The organism is Streptomyces sp. L2, from assembly GCF_004124325.1.
Lineage (GTDB): Bacteria > Actinomycetota > Actinomycetes > Streptomycetales > Streptomycetaceae > Streptomyces.
The window spans coordinates 258,033-276,615 of record NZ_QBDT01000002.1; the positions used below are offsets into that span (position 1 = coordinate 258,033).

Here is an 18,583-nt window from a genome sequence, read left to right on the forward strand (position 1 = left end):
GAGCACGTCCCACGTGGAATCAGGGACAGAACGCCCTCGATTAGCCAACGGCGCCCGTCTGCCCCATAACGCGAAGACACGGTGTTATCTGCCGATGACACTGGCCGCGGACACGACGGGCGCCGGCCTACCTGTCCTCGGCGTGTTCACTGCCACGGAACAGGCTCACGCGGCGCTCGCCGCAGGGACCGCGGCGGCAGCCTGGCTGGGCGTAAGGGCGTCGCACGGGCGGTACACCTCCCAGGAGTTGGGCGAATCGCGGGGCGGCCTGCCCGTGCTGCGGGACTGGCTGACCCTGCTCGGGCTGCTGGCGGTGGTACGGGTACTCACGGGCGAGGGATCCCAGCCGGCGCCGGCCCTGCTGGCGCTGGCCGTGGCGCCGGTGGTGACGGCGCTGTGCCGGAAGGCGACGCATCGGCATCTGACCGCGTCGCGGCGTGAGGCGCGGGCGCTGCACCGGGTGGTGGTGGTCGGTGAGCCGAGCGCGGCGGACGAGGTGGTCGAGCATCTGGCCGCGCGTACCCACCACCCGTATGTGGTCACGGGGGTCGTCCCGGTGGGCGATGGCCACCCTGTGGCGGGGGCTCCGGTCGTGGCCCGGCTCGGCACCACGCGGCCGGAAGTCTGGAGCGACGACGGGGTGCCCGTACTCATGGCCGCCGAACGACTGGGCGTGCGACTGGTGCTGGTGGCGCCGGGACCGCTGCTGAACGGGGAGCGGCTGCGCCGCCTTTCATGGGCCCTGCATGACGGCGGGCTGCGTATGGCCCTGGCACCGGGACTGACGGACGTGGCGGCGCACAGGCTCCGGACCGACACCGTGGCGGGGCTGTCACTGCTGCATGTAGCACCACCGGCGCGGCGCGGAGCCCAGCCAGCGGCGAAGGCGGTGCTCGACCGGGCGGGCGCCGTCCTGGGTCTCCTGCTCCTCGCCCCGTTGTGCGGGGCCATCGCTCTGGCGATACGGCTGGATTCTCCCGGTCCGGTACTGCACCGGCAGACCCGGACCGGGCAGTGGGGCGCGCCCTTCACCATGTGGAAGTTCCGCACGATGGTGGCGGACGCGGAACAGCGGCGCCAGCAACTCGCCGCGGCGAATGAACAGGACGGACCATTGTTCAAGATCCGCCAGGACCCGCGGGTGACGCGGGTGGGGCGATGGTTGCGGCGCACTTCGCTGGACGAGCTGCCCCAACTGCTGAACGTGGCGCGCGGCGAGATGTCACTGGTGGGCCCGCGCCCGCCGCTGCCGGACGAGGCGGCGCGCTACGACCAGCTTGAGGCCCGCCGGCTGGCGGTAAAACCCGGCATGACCGGGCTGTGGCAGGTCAGCGGGCGCTCAGACCTGTCGTGGGACGAGACCGTGGCGCTGGACCTGCGCTACGCGGACAACTGGTCGCTCGGCGGCGACCTGGATGTCATGGCCCGCACCTTCCGGGCGGTCGTCGACGGCCGCGGAGCGTACTGACGTGGCGCTCCACTCAGGTGCCCGTCCCGCGGCGGGGGCCGGGCACCGCCCGCTCACTGCCAAAACCCCAGGCCGTGCCGCGCTGGTCTCTGGCGCCACCGCGGCCCACCCGCCGGACGCATCGGATGCGGCCCCCGCGGGGGATCTCACGCCGGTGGCGTGGCGGGGGCACGCCATACGATCAGGCTTCGGCGGTCTTCCGCCAGTCCTCATAGACAGCCGCTATCCCGTCGCGCAGCGCGATCTTCGGCTGCCAGCCCAGCGAGGTGATGCGCGAGACGTCGAGAAGCTTGCGGGGCGTGCCATCGGGCTTACTGGGGTCGAAGGTGAGGGAACCCCGATAGCCGACCACGTCCCCCACGGTCTGTGCGAGGTCACGAATGGTCAGGTCCTCGCCGCAGCCGACGTTGACCGGCTCATCCGCGTCGTAGGCGCGCAGCAGCACCGTGCAGGCGGCGGCCAGATCGTCGACGTGGAGGAACTCACGGCGCGGGGTGCCGCTGCCCCACAGCACCACCTCGCTCGCACCGTCGCGTTTCGCCTCGTGGAACCGGCGGATCAGCGCCGGCAGGACGTGCGAGGTCTCCAAATCGAAGTTGTCACCAGGCCCGTAGAGGTTTGTCGGCATGGCGGAGATGAAGGAGGCGCCGTACTGCCGCCGATAGGCTCGCACCTGCGTGATTCCGGCGATCTTGGCAAGGGCATACGGTTCGTTCGTCGGTTCCAGGGGGCCCGTCAGCAGCGCGTCTTCATGGATGGGCTGGGACGCGTGCTTGGGATAGATGCAGGAGGACCCCAGGAACAGCAGTCGGTGTACCCCCGCTGCGTGAGCGCCGCCGATCACACTCAGCTGGATCCGCAAATTGTCCTCGATGAACGGCACCGGATATGTGCTGTTCGCCAGAATGCCGCCTACCTTCGCCGCGGCGAGCACCACCGCCCAAGGACGCGTGTCCCGCAGGTACGCCTCCGTGCGCGCAGCGTCGCGCAGGTCCAGCCGGTCACGGCCGACGGTGACCACTTCATAGCCCTCGGCCGCCAGGCGGCGGGCGAGGGCGGATCCGACCAGGCCGCGGTGGCCCGCCACGAATATCCGGGACCCGTCCGGCAGTAACTCGTTCACTCGCGTCATAGAACCCATGGCTCCGGATTGTGCCAGGGCGCCGACCGCGCGTCGCCGCACACCAGGAACCACGCAACACACCCCGAGGGGCGCATCACCATGACCAAAACCGCGCTGATCACCGGAATCACCGGACAGGACGGCTCCTACCTCGCTGAACTGCTGCTGTCCAAGGGCTACACCGTGCACGGCCTCATCCGCCGCTCGTCCTCCATCAACACCGACCGGCTCGACCACCTCTACCAAGGTCCGCAGGAGCCCGACCGCCGGCTCGTGCTGCACCACGCCGACCTCTCCGACGGCGTGGTACTGGTGAACCTCTTACGCGACCTGCGCCCCGACGAGGTCTACAACCTCGGCGCCCAGTCCCATGTCCGGGTCTCCTTCGACACCCCGCTCTACACCGCGGACGTCACCGGCGTCGGCTCCCTCCGGCTGCTGGAGGCGATCCGGGCGAGCGGCATCGACACCCGGATCTACCAGGCATCCTCCTCGGAGATGTTCGGCTCCACCCCGCCCCCGCAGAACGAGCTCACCCCGTTCCACCCCCGCAGCCCCTACGGCTGCGCCAAGGTCTTCGGCTACTGGGCAACGGTCAACTACCGCGAGGCCTACGACCTGTTCGCCGTCAACGGCATCCTCTTCAATCACGAGTCGCCCCGTCGCGGCGAGACCTTCGTCACCCGCAAGATCACCCGAGCCGTGGCCCGGATCCGGGCAGGCCTGCAGGACCACCTCTACCTGGGGAACCTCGACGCCGTAAGGGACTGGGGGTACGCCCCTGAGTACGTCGAGGCGATGTGGCGGATGCTCCAGCACGACAAGCCGGACGACTACGTCGTGGCGACCGGCACGGCCGGCACCGTACGGCAGTTCCTGGAAGTCGCCTTCGCCGTAGCCGGACTCGAGTGGACCGACCACGTCCGCTTCGATCCCAAGTACCAGCGGCCGAGCGAGGTCGACGCGCTCATCGGAGACCCGTCGAAGGCGGAGCGAACGCTGGGCTGGAAGCCTCGCGTTCTGTGGCCGGACCTGGCCCGGATCATGGTGGAGGCGGATATATCGCTGCTCGAAGATGAATTGGCAGGCACCTTGGTGCGTATCGACAGATAGCCAAGAGATTTACCGCAGTGGCCAGTTATGACCAAGGGGTTGGGAAGGTTTATGCGATTACGGTTGGTTGGGGTGTGTGGGGCTGTTTTGTCGTTGGCTGCGGGTGGGTTGGCCGGGGTGGGGGTGCCGTCGGCTGTGGCGGTGACCGCGCCGGTCGGGTTGTCGGCGGGTGCGTTGCCGGCGTGGCAGACGAACGGGATCGTGTGGGCGATGGCTCAGGCGGGTGGGGTGGTGTTCGCTGGGGGGACGTTCTCGGCGGTGCGGCCGCCGGGTGCGGCGGCTGGGAGTGGTGAGCGTCCGGCGGTGAATTTTGTGGCGCTGGATGCGGCGACGGGTGTGCCGACGTCGTGCCGGTTGTCTTTTACGGTGGGTTCGGGGCTGGCGACGGTGCGGGCGCTGGCGGTGTCGCCGGATGGCGGGACGTTGTATGCGGGTGGGCGCTTTGGTGCGGTCAATGGTGTGAAGACCAGTAATGTCGCGGCGATCGATATTCGCAGGTGTGCGCCGAAGGCCGGTTTCAAGGTGTCGGTGAATGCGACGGTGCGGGCGCTGGATGTCACTGGGGATGCGGTGTATCTCGGTGGTGACTTCACGAAGGTGGCTGGTCAGGCGCGCCGTTACTTCGCTTCCGTGACGACCTCGGGTGCGTTGCGTCCGTGGACGGCCGATGCCGACGAGGTCGGGCGGACACTCAAGGTCACGCCTGACGGGAAGAACGTCATCCTCGGCGGCGACTTCTTCCATCTCAATGGTGCCGACTCCCACGCCCTGGCCGTGGTCAACAGCACGACCGGCGCCCTGACCAAGACCTACCCACTCGGCTTCTTCCCGCACGCCATGGCGAAGGGAACGTCGGGCTGGGAGCCGGACACCCGGGTGAAGGACATCACCACCGACGCCACCGGCTTCTACATCGCCAACGAAGGCTGGTTCGACGGCAGGACCGCCTTCAGCCTCAAGGACTTCACGATGCGCTGGCGGGACGACTGCTTCGGCGCTACCCAGGCGGTCGAGGTCTACAAGGGTGTGCTCTATTCCGCCTCCCATGCCCAGGACTGCCATCTCATGGGCGAGTTTCCCCGAGGGCCACGCAAGCACCTGCTGGCCGAATCGGTGAACGATCCGAAACTGCTGGGCTGGTCGCCGAACACCAATGACGGGATCGGGGAACAGATCGGGCCGCGCGTGCTGACCACCGCCTCGAAGAACGGCACCGACTACCTGTGGGTCGGCGGCGAGTTCACCACCGTCAACGACACACCGCAGCAGGGCCTGACCCGCTTCTCCAGCGGCGCCGACACCACGGCGCCCTCGGCCCCCCAGGTCAGTGCCGGCAGCACCACGCCCGGCCGGATCGACGTGCACTGGCGGTCGAGCCTCGACCTGGATGACAGCGCGCTGACCTACCGGATCTACCGCAACGGCTCCCACACACCCCTGCACACCGTCACCGGGACCTCCCTGCGGTGGAAGCGCCCGCAGCTGACCTTCACCGACACCCACGTCACCCCGGGGGCGACCTACACCTACCGGATCACCGCCAGCGACGGCACCAACACCAGCGTCATGTCCCAGCCCGTCAAGGTCACCGCGGCCAGGACCGCGAACCGGTACGCCCGGCGGGTCGTCGCCGACGGGGCCAGCCTCTACTGGCGTTTCGAAGAAACGTCCGGCTCGTTCGCCGCGGACTCCTCCGGCACCGACAACGGCGGCGTCCACCGAGGCGCCCCCGCCTGCGGGATCACCCCCGGCGCCGTACCGGGCTCCCATGCCGCCATCGGCTACCGGGGCGTGGACCCCAAGCAACCGACCGCACCGGAGGACACGGCCGGCGACTACACCTACAGTGAACGCCCCATAAGCCGCCCCAAGACGTTCTCCATCGAGACCTGGTTCAAAACGACCACCACGTCGGGCGGCAAACTGGTCGGCTTCGGCGACCGGCAGGAACGGCCGAGCGTCCTTTACGACGACCACGTCTACCTGACCGACGACGGCCGTGTCGTTTTCGGCGTCGTCAACAACCCGACGCTCAGCAGCGGCCCAGGCCTGAACAACGGAACCTGGCACCACGTCGTGGCCACCCAGAGCCCCCAGGGGATGCGGCTGTACGTGGACGGCCACCTGCAAGCCACCAACACCGCCGCGCCCAGCCTCATGGACTACACCGGCTACTGGCACGTGGGCGGCGACTCCGTCAAGCAATGGCCGACCGCCCCCTCAAGCCCCTACTTCACCGGGCAGATCGACGAGACAGCCATCTACCCAAGCGTGCTGTCCCCTGCTCAGGTCGCACAGCACTACAGCCTCGGAACCCACGGAGTGTCACGATGAAGACCAAGCCCACGAGGCGTCCCATGACCGGCCGTGTGAGCGCGGCATGTGCGGGCGTGGCGGCCGCGGTGCTGCTGGCAGCCGGATGCGGCAGCGGGAACGCCCACCACGACCGGGCGGCCCAGAGCCCCTCGGCGACAGCCTCGGCGACGCCGAAGTCCCCGGCGAAGGACGCGGACAAGCTCCCGCCGGGCCCCACCGTGCCCAAGGCCGAACTCACGCCCGCCACCGGCACGTTCACCAAGAAGCAGAAGAAGTACCTCACCAACCGGGTCCCCAAGGGAATCGACCCGGCAGCCATCCTGGAAGCCGGCCAGGACACCTGCGACCGCATCGCCCGTACCGCCAAACACGACCGCGACGCGGCCGTCGGAGCCATTCGGAGCGGTGAGATCACCGGGGCAAAGGACGCCATCACGCAGCTCTGCCCCCAGTACAAGCCATTACTCGAAGCAGCGGGAAAGAAATGACACGAAGTGAAAGCCGCTCTGACCGTGACGTCAGTGGCATGACATCGGAAAAGGGGTTGGGAAGGTTTATGCGATTACGGTTGGTTGGGGTGTGTGGGGCTGTCTTGTCGTTGGCTGCGGGTGGGTTGGCCGGGGTGGGGGTGCCGTCGGCTGTGGCGGTGACCGCGCCGGTCGGGTTGTCGGCGGGTGCGTTGCCGGCGTGGCAGACGAACGGGATCGTGTGGGCGATGGCTCAGGCGGGTGGGGTGGTGTTCGCTGGGGGGACGTTCTCGGCGGTGCGGCCGCCGGGTGCGGCGGCTGGGAGTGGTGAGCGTCCGGCGGTGAATTTTGTGGCGCTGGATGCGGCGACGGGTGTGCCGACGTCGTGCCGGTTGTCTTTTACGGTGGGTTCGGGGCTGGCGACGGTGCGGGCGCTGGCGGTGTCGCCGGATGGCGGGACGTTGTATGCGGGTGGGCGCTTTGGTGCGGTCAATGGTGTGAAGACCAGTAATGTCGCGGCGATCGATATTCGCAGGTGTGCGCCGAAGGCCGGTTTCAAGGTGTCGGTGAATGCGACGGTGCGGGCGCTGGATGTCACTGGGGATGCGGTGTATCTCGGTGGTGACTTCACGAAGGTGGCTGGTCAGGCGCGCCGTTACTTCGCTTCCGTGACGACCTCGGGTGCGTTGCGTCCGTGGACGGCCGATGCCGACGAGGTCGGGCGGACACTCAAGGTCACGCCTGACGGGAAGAACGTCATCCTCGGCGGCGACTTCTTCCATCTCAATGGTGCCGACTCCCACGCCCTGGCCGTGGTCAACAGCACGACCGGCGCCCTGACCAAGACCTACCCCGCGGGCTTCATCGACGCCAAGGCCGTGGTGAAGGACATCACCACCGACGCCACCGGCTTCTACACAGGCGGCGAAGACGTCGGCGGCACCGACGAGGGCCGGACCGCCTTCAACCTCACCGACTTCAATCAGCGCTGGCGGGACACCTGCGCGGGCGCGACCCAGGCGGTCGAGGTCTACAAGGGCGTCCTGTACTCCGCCTCACACGCGCACGACTGCAGCAGCATGGGCGAATTCCCGCAGCTGCGGAACGACCGCCAGCACCTGCTCGCCGAATCGGTCAACAACCCGGCACTGCTGAGCTGGTTCCCCGACACCAACGACGGCATCGGCGAGCACATCGGGCCGCGCGTGCTGACCACCGCCTCGAAGAACGGCACCGACTACCTGTGGGTCGGCGGCGAGTTCACCACCGTCAACAACAAGCCGCAGCAGGGCCTGACCCGCTTCTCCAGCGGCCCCGACACCACGGCCCCATCGGCCCCCCAGGCCAGCGCCAGCAGCACACGGCCCGGCCAGATCGACCTGAGCTGGACGTCCAGCCTCGACCTGGACGACAGCGATCTGACCTACCGGATCTACCGCAACGGCTCCCACACACCCCTGCACACCGTCACCGCCTCATCGCTGTTCTGGAAGCGCCCGCAGCTGACCTTCACCGACACCCACGTCACCCCGGGGGCGACCTACACCTACCGGATCACCGCGAGCGACGGCACCAACACCAGCCGGTCCGCGCCCGTCACCCTCATCGCTTCGCCACCCAGCGGTCCGCTGCGCCGTGGCTACAACCCCGCCCTCGGCAGCCACGTCGCGACCTCCCGGCCCCTGCCGCCCGGATACACCCTCGAAGCGACCTGGCACCTCGACGCCGGCCAGCAGCCCGGCACGGTCAGGCTCTACGAATGCCAGGCAGGAGGCAAGGGCTCCCTGCTCACTCGGGACCCCGGGTGCGAAGGCCAGCGCCCGCTGGGCCCGGTCGGCTACATCCACACCAGCCAGGTACCGGGAACCCTCCCCCTCTACCGCTGTTACATCCCCGGCAACGGCGACCACTTCGTGTCTCCCCGGTCCGACTGTGAGGGCCCCTACACCAGGGAATCCCTGCTCGGCTACGCCCTCCCCTGACCTCCCCACCCAGGGAGGAAAACCGCTCGTCCAGGCCGCCCTCGCGCGGCCTGGACGAGCCCTCGGCGCGACCGACCGCAGAGGCGGGGAACAGCGACAGCCGCGACCGAAAGCGGCGGAGAAAGGAAGCACGGGTGACGAAACTGCCCATCACGGTGGTCATACCCACCAAGAACGAGGCCGAGAACATCGCCGCGGCCATTCGGTCCGTCATCGATCACTTCGAGGCCGTGGTCGTCGTCGACTCCCACAGCACCGACGACACCTGCTCGATCGCGGCAACGCTGGGCGCCGAGGTCGTCTCCTACGCGTGGGACGGCGCGTATCCGAAGAAGAAGCAGTGGTGCCTGGACAACGTGCGGTCCCGGACTCGATGGGTGCTCTTCCTCGACGGCGATGAACGAGTGAGCCTCGCGCTGCTGGCAGAGCTGCGGTACGTCTTCTCCAGGCCGGTGAAGGCCGCGGCGTTCGATATCCCCTTGGACTACTGGTTCGCGGGCCGCCGCCTGCGGCACGGCTACACCATCGTCAAACGGGCCCTCATGGACCGGACACGGTGTCATTTCCCGGTGCTCGACGACCTGGACGCGCCAGGCATGGGTGAGCAGGAGGGCCACTACCAGCCGGTGGCGGAGGACAGCTCCGAGGCTGTACGGAGGCTGAAGTCGCCGATCGAGCACGAGGACCTCGACCCCGTGCGCACCTGGTTCGACCGGCACAACCGCTACTCCGACTGGGAGGCGTGGCTGGAGCACCACCCGGAGGTGAAGGAGTCCACCCGGCAGGCCAAGTCCCGGCAGGGACAGCTCTTTCACAAGGCACCCCTCAAGCCGCTCGTGTCCTTCGTGTACGCCTACCTCTACAAGCGAGGGTTCCTGGACGGCCGGGCCGGCTTGGACTACGCGCTGGCCATGAGCTTCTACCGCTGGCAGATAGGCCTCAAGGCGAGAGAGCTCAAGACGGAGCGACCTTGACCGCCTATTCCCGGAGGAATAAATATCATGCCATTTTCCCTCGGCGGGAGATCGGGCTGAAGCCGTAAAGCGGATTCTGCATGCCTATTCTTCGGGGAGTGACAGGGTATTCTCGAAGAATTCCGGAGCCTCTATATGGGCATGGAGTCGGCACTGTTATTCCGGCATGCAAGGAGGATGAAGCGATGGTATGCCACATGAAGCCGTGTGGAGGGCTGGTCTGGAGGTGGAATTGGGTGCTGAGAGTCGGCGCCGTGGCAGCTTCTGTGTCGGCGGGATTCATGTTCGCCGTCAGCGCGGATGCGTCCGCCGGTGAACTCGCTCCGCGGACGCACTCGTTGCAGCCCCCACAGGAACGGCACGGACACGCGCAGATCACCCTGCGCCACGAGTCCGGCTCCGATCATGCGGCAGGCGACTCCGGGACCACCGGATGGTCCGTCAGTGCCGACGGCGTCAAGACCTGGCTGGGGCCACTGGCACGCAACCACGTCACCGGTACCGTCACGTACCCGACCGACCCACCCGTCGGGGGCCCGCACAACCCCGTGTGGCTGGACTGCAACGGCGAGGTCTACACGGAACCGGTGCGGAACGAAAACGCCGTGCACTCGCTCGAGCACGGCGCGGTCTGGGTGACGTACAACAGCAAGGCGTCCAAGGCAGACGTCACGGCGCTGGCGGCAAAGGTGAGGAAGACGCCGTACACGATGATGAGTCCGTACGAGCATCAGAAGGACCCCATCATGCTCACCGCTTGGGGGCACCAGCGCACGGTGACGAGCGCGAGCGATCCGAACGTCGAGACGTTCTTCGCGGCGTATGCCCAGGGGAGGCAGACGCCCGAACCGGGTGCCCCGTGCACAGGCGGGACGATGAAGTGAGGGCGCCTCGGCGTTCGTGATCGGCCACTCTCCGCCCGGCGCCGGCGCGGCGCGACCGTCACGGGCCGGGCGCTCAGACCTTGTCGAAGGCGCCCGGGATGGGCAGGGTGTCCCATCGGCTGATCGGCCAGCCGATGACAATGGCACGGCCGACGACATTCCTCACAGGGACCATGCCGCGGTCGCTGTCGAACTGGTTGTAGCGCGAGTCGCGGGAGTCCTGGCGGTGGTCACCCATGACCCAGACGTATCCCAGGGGGACCTTCACCCTGAACTGGCCGCCCAAGTCGTCGACGCTGCATGGGGTGTTGCCGGGATACACATACGGCTCCTTCAGCGCGTGGCCGTTGATCCGCAGTGGCCCTGGTCCCCTGCACTCGACGGTGTCGCCGCCAATACCGATCACTCGTTTGATGAGGTCCTTCTCCTGCGCCGACGGCATCAGGCCGATCCAGCCCAGGACCTTCTGGACGGGATTGGGTTTCCGCGTCGGCTCGTCCGCCAGCCAGTTGTTCGGATCGTGGAAGACGACGACCTCACCCCGCTCCGGTTCGGAGCCGAACCACGGCGTGAACTTGTCGACCAGGACGCGGTCCCCCACGTGGAGCGTGTTCTGCATCGACGCCGAGGGGATCGAGAATGCCTGCACCCCAAACGTCTTGACCAGCAGTGCCAGCACGAGGGCGACGACAATGAGGATGGGCAGCTCCTTCCATAAGGAGCGGTGTCTCTTCGGCTGGGGGGACGTCCGCCTCAACCGGTGTCCGTGGGCCGGGCGCCGCTCACCAGCCTCCCCGCCGTCGCCGGGCGCCCCGGAGTCACTCGACGGCTCCTCACTCAGGTCAATCAACTCCTTCTCGTAATCGAACGCGGAGGGATCAGGGAGGCGGGGGAGACCACACTTTTCCATGTGTCATGTAGGTGCGAAGTAGTGGCCTGCACCCGCCTGTCTATATGACACCGGTACGAGCAGACTATTACGACGATATCAGCCCAAATGTGTGTGACATGGGACACAGTGTGGCTCCACCGGTACGGTCAGCCCTCTCGAACGGGAGGAACATCAGCCAAGTCAGGCCAGGAGCGCGGCGGTGACGGTCCGGCCCCGCCGCGGCAACCTCCGCGGACACTCACTCGCCAGGCAATCTGGGGCAGGTGATCGGGTCAAACGACTCACAAGCGGCAATGCCCTCTTCCTCTGCCGTTTTCTGCCGCTCCTCCCTCGTCCTTTGTTCGGTCTCATTCCGCCGCGTGATGTCGAGGCCGTCCTCGTCGCGCAGCTCCTGACGCGCCCCCAGGTCCTCCAGCCGCTCGTTGGTCACCTCCCTGGCCGACGTGCGGTCGGTTTCCTCGATCTCTCGTTTCCGCCGGATGTTCTTCGCCTGCTCCTCTTCGGCCTCGTTCTGCTGCCGCTTGATCTCGGCCTCTCGCTTCGCCTCGATCTCCTCCTCCTGCTGCTGCCTCCGCCGCTCTTCTTGCGCCTGCCTCCGTTGCTCCTGTTGCTGCCTCTGGAGTTCCTCCCGCTTCCTCCTTTCGGCTTCCGCCCGATCCCGCCCGTCGTGTGGCGGATCAGTCCTCTTTCCCAGGACACCCTTGACCGAAATGGCGTCCGTTGCCGCCGAGGCGGCCGCCCAGTCGGGAACGGCCGCCGCGGCGCGGACAGTCCCCGACAGTCCCACCGCGCTGGCGGCGAGCACCACTGTGAGCAATCGCGTGGAAACGCACTTCTTCATCTGCCTGACTCACCGATCCGTTCTCGGAGGAACATCTCCACACCAGAGGGCCACCCCTTCTCGGGGTGACGATCAGGTGATCCGGACGGGTGAGAGGTATGGGGAGCCTCCTCCGCGCGAAGACGAAGAGAAGCCGGAACGCGCCCGCTCGGGCGTGTTACCGGCTTCTCGTACGCGGCAATACCGGGTTACCGGCGCTCCTCCCGGCGGTGCTCCTCAGCCCGCCGGTCCGCCTCCTCACGGGCTCTGCGGTCCGCTTCCTCGCGAGCCTGCCGGTCCGCTTCCTCGCGAGCCTGCCGGTCCGCTTCCTCGCGAGCCTGCCGGTCCGCTTCCTCGCGAGCCTGCCGGTCGGCTTCTTCCTTGGCCTTGCGGTCGGCTTCTTCCTTGGCCTTGCGGTCGGCTTCTTCCTTGGCCTTGCGGTCGGCTTCTTCCTTGGCCTTGCGGTCGGCTTCTTCCTTGGCCTTGCGGTCGGCTTCTTCCTTGGCCTTGCGGTCGGCTTCTTCCTTGGCCTTGCGGTCGGCTTCTTCCTTGGCCTTGCGGTCGGCTTCTTCCTTGGCCTTGCGGTCGGCTTCTTCCTTGGCCTTGCGGTCGGCTTCTTCCTTGGCCTTGCGGTCGGCTTCTTCCTTGGCCTTGCGGTCGGCTTCTTCCTTGGCCTTGCGGTCGGCTTCTTCCTTGGCCTTGCGGTCGGCCTCTTCCTTGGCCTTGCGGTCCGCTTCCTCCTTGGCCTTGCGGTCGGCCTCTTCCTTGGCCTTGCGGTCCGCTTCCTCCTTCGCCTTGCGGTCGGCCTCCTCCTGCGCCTTGCGGTCCGCCTCTTCCTTCGCCTTGGCGTCGGCCTCTACCTGAGCTTGGGCTCGGGTTTCGTCCGCTGCCTTCTGCTCCTCGGTTGCCGGTTTGTGGTCGGCGATGTAGTTCCGGGGGTCCTTGATCTCCTGCCAGTCGCCGTTCGCCATGCCGTAGCCCTTGACGTCGCTGTAGCCCGTGGTGGAGGCCCCAGCTGTGAGGGAATGCCACGCACCATCAGCGGTCTGGCCGTAGAACTGGGTCTTGTCGTACTCGTTCTCCCCGGCCTTTGACGGCTGCTCCGCGCGCCGTACATAGCCCCCAGGATCCTTGATCTCCTGCCAGACGCCGCTCTTCATGCCGTAGCCGGTGAAACCGACGTAGTCCTTGGTGGGGGCCCCGGGAGTGAAGGGATGCCACGCGCCATCGGCGGTCTGGGCGTAGAAGCGTGTGTCTTGGTAGCCGTTCTTCCCCTCGTCCCCGGGCGCCGGCTCAGTCGGGGCCTTGGGTTCCTGCCCCGTACCCTTCGTCCCCGGGCCGTCCTGAGGTGACCGGTACTTCCTGTTCCAATCTGTACGCGGCACGTACGAATGGGTACTCGGGTCGTAGCCGTACCATCCGTCACTGGTGAGGTGCGGAGTTGACGCGTATGTGGCATACCATTCCGCGTACGGTAACCATGACTGGGTCTTTGGATCCCACCCGCGCTGATTTCCGAATTCTGGACGGGGCCAATTCGGGTCGTTTGGCCGGGGGTTTCCGAGGAGACCGTTGTTGAAGTGGTTCGCCATGATGGCTTCGTCGGAGGTGGGCCGGACCGACGGTTTGTCTCCCACGCCAGAGAGCATGATCTCTTCAGTGCGCCCATTGACGGAATGGTTCAAATTGAGAGCATGCCCGAATTCATGCGCGATGACCGAGACAGCTTGATCTTCGGTCATACCGGTCAGCACATTGTCAAGCTTTGCTGTGAGACAACCACGCAGCGCCGCTCCGGAGCATCCGACGTAAGGAGAGCTGCCAAGGATCTTTGCTGGGCCGTTATGCCCGAGATTGGCCATACTGAATTGGAAGCCAACCTGTTCCCCCGGCTTGGCCTCCCGGAACAACTGAGGGTTGTTCATGGCCACTGACCACGAGCTCAGCGCCTTCCTTATGTCATTCCGAATACTGGCGGGAACCTCGGGGCTGACTCCCCAGGTGATAGTGCTGGCGCCGGCCCTTCGGACGGTGAGCGGTATATGAAGGTATCCGTTCAGGGCGCTGTGATTGACATCGGCTGAACTTATGGTGGCGTTTGCCAACTGAAGGCCGCCAGTTACGGCCAGTGTGGCGAGCATCGCAGAGACGGTGCTCTTGCTTTTCATATGCAGGCTTCCCCTCCTGGCCTGCCCCTCTAAGCGGTGCCGGGCATGCCTCTTCCTGGAAGCAGTCATATTCACCTCTCTGGTATATGTGTTTGCCTGATGGCAGTCGAATCCGATGCAGGACCCGTTGGCTGGCATGGAAGGCATTTCCATGCGGTACCAGGAAGGCAGGCATCACTGCGAGCATTGATTTGCTTGAATCTGCGGGGGAACGAACACCCTGAATCAGCATGTGCTGCGTTTGCCTTGCCTTCAAGAAGCGCCGAGAACGTGCGCCACAGGAATTGATCTCGCCTCATTTGAGGCTGCCCGCGGCCGCTGCGCGATCGAACGTGATCCGGTGCGGCTCAGCAGAGAGCGGCCTGAGGCATCATGGCGGGAACCTGCCATGTCCCGAGTCGATGGCTCTATCCGAACTTCAGTCGCTGCGCGCTCTTCTGTCAGCCAAAGATCGGCTGCACGGCCAGGCTCAAGCTCCGTGAGACTCGTCACTGATAATGGGCCTCAGGTAGGCGATTTCATATCCGTCATCGCAGTCTCGCCGCTGCGGCCGCACGAGGCTATAGGAATAAGGCCTGTTCTTGTCGGCAAGCATGTGTGGAAAATGCACACCTGCTGGATTGCGCCCAAGCAGAGACCGCGAAAAAGACTATGTCATGTACGCGATTGCCGGGACGGGCCGGCTCTACTGACCTGGAGGACGGCTCCGGCCTCGTTCGTCCTCGCCGATGGCCGAGGGAAAACTCACCAAGGGGGCTCTGGTACTGCTGCACTCATCTCTTCGAGCTTCGCGAGTAAGAGCAGACAGTTGGCAGCCGCGTCCTGAGGGTCACCCAGCGGCGGGGCACAATAGGCTCCGAGCTTGGCCGACCACAGTCCCCGCCACACAGAGCAAGGCTCCCACGCGTCCTCCCACCGGTACCGGGCCAGCCACTCCTCGGCCGGGGCCTGATCGCCGTAGTGGCGAATCAATTCGCGCTTCAAGACAGCCCGGTCGGCATCGGCGTCGTACGACACCAGCGTGCTCCCCCCGAGCACGTCCCCGAGAAGGGGCAGCAGTGCGCCGAAGGCCGGTGCCTGGGCATTGCGTTCGGGCGCGACCCGGTGAGCGTCTCGCATCGCGGGCCCGACGCGAGGCTGCGGCTGCACGTGCTCGTCGAAGACCACAGTCCCGTCCTTGGCCGCCACCACGGCGATCCGCACCATGCGTGCGTTGCCCGGTTCTTCGGTCCGCAGGTCGACCGCCAGCAGCGAGTCGTCCTCGCTGAGCCGGCGGGCCCAGCGGGCCACCTCCTCGCGCTCACGCGGCCATGACGCCGGCCGCCGGAGGGCCCGAACCGCGTCATCGAGGCTGGCGTGTCCCTCCCGGGTGGCCAGCACTCGCCACATCGGGCCCCCCTCGCCGTCATGCTCGGCGTTCAGGGTGCCCAAATACCGGCGGGCGTCGTACACGGCCCAGATGGGCCGGTCGGTGCCGGCAGGGCGGACGAACTGGACCTCGTGCTCATCCACGCGACGGGTGAACAGGTCGTCCAACCCGTTCAGCTGCACGAGCGACACGCGCTCCCCTTCCCCGGCCACCACGGCCGCACCATGGATGATCAGCGTCACTGTAGCGGTCGCACCGGGGTGAAACGGAGCCCCAGACATCGCCACGCTCGATGCCTATGACGGGTTCTTCTCTGTGTCCGACGAGGGCGACCTACCTGTTGGCTGATCAACCATCACTCTGAGACCGGGGGCCCGGCACCGGTTGCAGCGAATGGTTCGACGTCCCCATGCCTGCTGAAGCCAGCCAGCAACTCGCGTTCACGCCGTGGGCGAAGGCAGACCCCTGCCTGGAGGGAGGGCATGACGCGTCCTCGCTGCCGCGTGCAGTGGACAGTTGTATGCCGAAGCCGACCAGACCTGCTCTCACCTGGGCCAGCGCAGCGTGGGCGGCATGGCGCTCGAGTCCGAGGTGCTGTGTGGCCGCGTAGACCGCCGCATCGCTGTCTCCATGAATCATGAGTAGCTCAATGAGCCGTGCGGTGCCGGTCCCCAGTTCGAATTGCTGGTGGCTGTGCGTGTCGTGGAGGACCGCCACGTCGGCGCTGAACAGCAGTAGGGGCATCTCCGCCCCGGCGGGCATGAGGTCGAGGGCGGGCAGGTAGTCGTCCGCCCCGGCGGTCAGGCGGTGGGGGAAGCCGGAGACCTTCAGCGGGCTCAGTCCTCGCTCGGCCGCTGTACGCAGTGCGTCCAGGGCTTGGAGGTATCGGGAGAGCCATGGACGCTGCTGGTGGGCGATGCGCAGGAGGGGCGCGGGCACGGCTTGGCTGAGGCAGCCCGGGCAACCGGATCCGGAGGGCCGACGGAAGGCAGACCATGTCGCCGTCAAAGAGGCCAGACCATCCGTGACGGAGCCGAGGGGCATGCCCCAGGGGGTGGTGCTGGCCTGACCGGTGGCGCGGACGAACAATCGCTGGGACGGACCGCCACACGTGTGAGCGCCGCCCAGGGCGCACAAGTCAGCCAGCCGCACCATGGGGTGGAGCAGAGCCGGCAGGAAAGCACCGTGCTGGTGTGCGTGGTCCGCGTGCTCCAGGAAGGTGTAGAAATCGTCCTCATTGTTGATCCGTACGAAGGTCGGGCTGGCTGTCGCGAGGTAGGGAGTCAGTTCGTACTCCTGGACCTTCACTACGCAGATCTCACCTACCACCATTTCGTCGCCCGGTGCACTGAGCGATCCAGTGTAAGGAGCAATGATGGTTTTTCCGACGCTGGATGGAGTGTCGCGTGAGGGGGAGAAAACGACAGTGCCTTCACCGCACAGATCACTGTCCAGAAGGGCAGGCAGTACATCGGCCGACTCGGTGACGATGGTCCGCACAGGAATGCCGTCAGGGGATGCGATGAGGGAGTCTGAATGGCCACACCCCCAGGAATTTAAATGACATAAAATGCAACGCATGTTTACCCGCCTACAGGTGACTTGAGTCTTATGAGTCGCAGTCGAATATTCGGTTGAGGTGGAGACAGTCGCGGCCAGTTGGCAATCGATCGTCATCATCCACCACGCGGGCCACGGTGTCAGATTTCCCCGACCCAGCCCAAGCCTCGTCCAGCCACCGCCGGGGACGGAACAGCAACCGTGCGGGAAGTCCGTATCGCGGCAAATCGATGACTCTGCCCATCAGATTCGACAACTCATCAGTAACCATTTGACGGACGTGGGAGCCGCAGTGCGTCATCGCCGGGTGTAGACAAGATCACACATCGGGAAATCGGTCCGTGGGTGACGCTGGGAAGCACAGGACCTGACGTGCCGCCAGAATCCTTTGTACGACATGTATTTGATTGCGCATCAGCAACTACCGCCCGAGCAACCTACCGCGATGGCCTGGATATTGGGGCCGTAGCAGCCGCGCTTCTCTGAGAAGATGTCCACACGCAACCCATCCCTCGGTGTGCCGTCATGTCTCGATGCGAAGACCCGTTTCGTCGGTACGCCGTCATTGGGTTCTCGTCTTCTTGAATGGAGCATCGTGCACAGGATTCGCTTATCCAACGGCATAAGAGCGCTCATAGCCACCGTCGCCGCCGCACTCGGCGCTGCCCTCTGCCTGATCCTTGGGGCCCAAGCGCACGCAGCGGTCACGGGAACGGTGTACAGCGGTCAGGGCAATTACCGCTACATCAACCATCGTGCGCAACCCTCGACTTCTTCCCGGATCGTCGGCCACTCCTCTCCCGGCGACCAGATTCTGATGACCTGCCGCACCACCGGCACCAGGATCGAGAACGACTCCCGGTGGGTGCGCGCAGGTTCGTACTACATCGCCGACGCCTTCATCGTCGAGAACACCAACAGCCTGCCGGCCTGCGGCAGCACCAGCCCTCAGTCTCCTGCCACCGGGCAGAAGACTGTCCCCATCAAGATGCAGAAGCAGGTCGAAAGCCAGTGGTGCTGGGACGCCTCCGGACTGACCATCGCGAAGTTCTGGGGCTTTACCGGCTACGACCAGCACGAATTCTGCCAACTGGCCGCATCCGGTCGATGGCTGGACTGCAACAACCGGCCCGCCACGCTCGATGACATGGCGAACGGACTGGCGAGGATGGGCATCGCCGACAGCGGCGACAGTGTCAGCCGGATTTCCTTCTCCCAAGCCACTCGACAGATCCAGGCCGGCCGTCCGTTCGCCGTCAGGATCGGCTGGCGCAGCGGCGGTGGCCACATCAACGTCATCTACGGCTACGACCCACACAGCCAGATGATCGCCGTTGGAGACCCATGGCCCAACACCCAGACATACACGTGGTGGGACTACAACAAGTACGCGAACAATAGCCAGTTCGAATGGACCCACTCCCGTATCAACATCCACAACTGAAAG

At 66.1% G+C, this 18,583-nt stretch carries 13 protein-coding genes and 1 pseudogene; 8 read left to right on the forward strand and 6 right to left on the reverse strand.

Features of this window, described 5'->3' with window-relative positions:
* Window positions 1-94 precede the first annotated feature (94 nt).
* Entirely contained in the window at window positions 95-1,468 is a 1,374-nt protein-coding gene (locus tag DBP14_RS35720) for a sugar transferase (RefSeq protein WP_129312393.1), read from the forward strand.
* 181 nt (window positions 1,469-1,649) lie between these two features.
* Here DBP14_RS35720 and DBP14_RS35725 read toward each other — a convergent pair whose 3' ends face one another.
* Window positions 1,650-2,600, reverse strand: a complete 951-nt coding sequence (locus DBP14_RS35725; protein WP_129312440.1) for a GDP-L-fucose synthase — start codon at window positions 2,598-2,600, stop codon at window positions 1,650-1,652.
* Window positions 2,601-2,690: 90 nt separating this feature from the next.
* Here DBP14_RS35725 and gmd point away from each other — a divergent pair, with 90 nt between their 5' ends.
* The 6 genes and pseudogenes from gmd (at window position 2,691) to DBP14_RS35755 (ending at window position 10,327) form a co-directional block, all read left to right on the forward strand.
* The gene (gene gmd / locus DBP14_RS35730; protein WP_129312394.1) at window positions 2,691-3,704 is read left to right on the forward strand and encodes a GDP-mannose 4,6-dehydratase; all 1,014 of its coding nucleotides are present in this window, start codon (window positions 2,691-2,693) and stop codon (window positions 3,702-3,704) included.
* Window positions 3,705-3,755: 51 nt separating this feature from the next.
* Window positions 3,756-6,038 carry a LamG-like jellyroll fold domain-containing protein gene (locus DBP14_RS35735; RefSeq protein ID WP_241741417.1) on the forward strand — a complete coding sequence of 761 codons (2,283 nt, stop codon included), beginning with the start codon at window positions 3,756-3,758 and terminating at the stop codon, window positions 6,036-6,038.
* Entirely contained in the window at window positions 6,035-6,508 is a 474-nt protein-coding gene (locus DBP14_RS35740) for a hypothetical protein (RefSeq protein ID WP_129312396.1), read from the forward strand. Before DBP14_RS35735 ends, DBP14_RS35740 begins: the two co-directional genes overlap by 4 nt.
* Window positions 6,509-6,576: 68 nt before the next feature.
* Window positions 6,577-8,082, forward strand: a pseudogene (locus DBP14_RS35745) (hypothetical protein); the annotation flags it as partial.
* Window positions 8,083-8,603: 521 nt separating this feature from the next.
* The gene (locus DBP14_RS35750) at window positions 8,604-9,443 is read left to right on the forward strand and encodes a glycosyltransferase family 2 protein (RefSeq protein WP_129312398.1); all 840 of its coding nucleotides are present in this window, start codon (window positions 8,604-8,606) and stop codon (window positions 9,441-9,443) included.
* 254 nt (window positions 9,444-9,697) lie between these two features.
* A complete protein-coding gene (locus tag DBP14_RS35755) occupies window positions 9,698-10,327 on the forward strand; it encodes a DUF3105 domain-containing protein (RefSeq protein WP_241741402.1) in 630 nt (209 codons plus the stop codon).
* A gap of 73 nt (window positions 10,328-10,400) precedes the next feature.
* On the opposite strand, the gene lepB is transcribed toward DBP14_RS35755, so the two are convergent.
* The 5 genes from lepB to mpaB all read right to left on the reverse strand — a co-directional run bounded on the left by lepB (window position 10,401) and on the right by mpaB (window position 17,256).
* Entirely contained in the window at window positions 10,401-11,177 is a 777-nt protein-coding gene (lepB, locus tag DBP14_RS35760; protein ID WP_241741403.1) for a signal peptidase I, read from the reverse strand.
* Between the two features lie 280 nt (window positions 11,178-11,457).
* On the reverse strand, window positions 11,458-12,060 hold the full coding sequence (locus tag DBP14_RS37200; RefSeq protein ID WP_241741405.1) for a hypothetical protein: 603 nt from the start codon (window positions 12,058-12,060) through the stop codon (window positions 11,458-11,460).
* A gap of 188 nt (window positions 12,061-12,248) precedes the next feature.
* Window positions 12,249-14,207 carry a hypothetical protein gene (locus DBP14_RS37205; protein ID WP_241741407.1) on the reverse strand — a complete coding sequence of 653 codons (1,959 nt, stop codon included), beginning with the start codon at window positions 14,205-14,207 and terminating at the stop codon, window positions 12,249-12,251.
* Between the two features lie 744 nt (window positions 14,208-14,951).
* Entirely contained in the window at window positions 14,952-15,818 is an 867-nt protein-coding gene (locus DBP14_RS35770; protein ID WP_129312401.1) for a 3'-5' exonuclease, read from the reverse strand.
* A gap of 106 nt (window positions 15,819-15,924) precedes the next feature.
* On the reverse strand, window positions 15,925-17,256 hold the full coding sequence (mpaB, locus tag DBP14_RS35775) for a daptide biosynthesis RiPP recognition protein (RefSeq protein ID WP_347239691.1): 1,332 nt from the start codon (window positions 17,254-17,256) through the stop codon (window positions 15,925-15,927).
* Window positions 17,257-17,626: 370 nt separating this feature from the next.
* On the opposite strand from mpaB, the gene DBP14_RS35780 reads away from it, so the two are divergent.
* Window positions 17,627-18,580 carry a papain-like cysteine protease family protein gene (locus DBP14_RS35780; protein WP_129312403.1) on the forward strand — a complete coding sequence of 318 codons (954 nt, stop codon included), beginning with the start codon at window positions 17,627-17,629 and terminating at the stop codon, window positions 18,578-18,580.
* The last annotated feature ends 3 nt before the right edge of the window (window positions 18,581-18,583 follow it).

What these genes read in the sequence shown, in the direction of transcription:
- DBP14_RS35780 (WP_129312403.1), top strand. Translation starts at nt 17,627, where the DNA reads ATGTCCACACGCAACCCATCCCTCGGTGTGCCGTCATGTCTCGATGCG.
- DBP14_RS35725 (WP_129312440.1), bottom strand. Translation starts at nt 2,600, where the DNA reads ATGACGCGAGTGAACGAGTTACTGCCGGACGGGTCCCGGATATTCGTG.
- gmd (WP_129312394.1), top strand. Translation starts at nt 2,691, where the DNA reads ATGACCAAAACCGCGCTGATCACCGGAATCACCGGACAGGACGGCTCC.
- DBP14_RS37205 (WP_241741407.1), bottom strand. Translation starts at nt 14,207, where the DNA reads ATGAAAAGCAAGAGCACCGTCTCTGCGATGCTCGCCACACTGGCCGTA.
- mpaB (WP_347239691.1), bottom strand. Translation starts at nt 17,256, where the DNA reads ATGATGACGATCGATTGCCAACTGGCCGCGACTGTCTCCACCTCAACC.
- DBP14_RS35720 (WP_129312393.1), top strand. Translation starts at nt 95, where the DNA reads ATGACACTGGCCGCGGACACGACGGGCGCCGGCCTACCTGTCCTCGGC.
- DBP14_RS37200 (WP_241741405.1), bottom strand. Translation starts at nt 12,060, where the DNA reads ATGAAGAAGTGCGTTTCCACGCGATTGCTCACAGTGGTGCTCGCCGCC.
- DBP14_RS35735 (WP_241741417.1), top strand. Translation starts at nt 3,756, where the DNA reads ATGCGATTACGGTTGGTTGGGGTGTGTGGGGCTGTTTTGTCGTTGGCT.
- DBP14_RS35740 (WP_129312396.1), top strand. Translation starts at nt 6,035, where the DNA reads ATGAAGACCAAGCCCACGAGGCGTCCCATGACCGGCCGTGTGAGCGCG.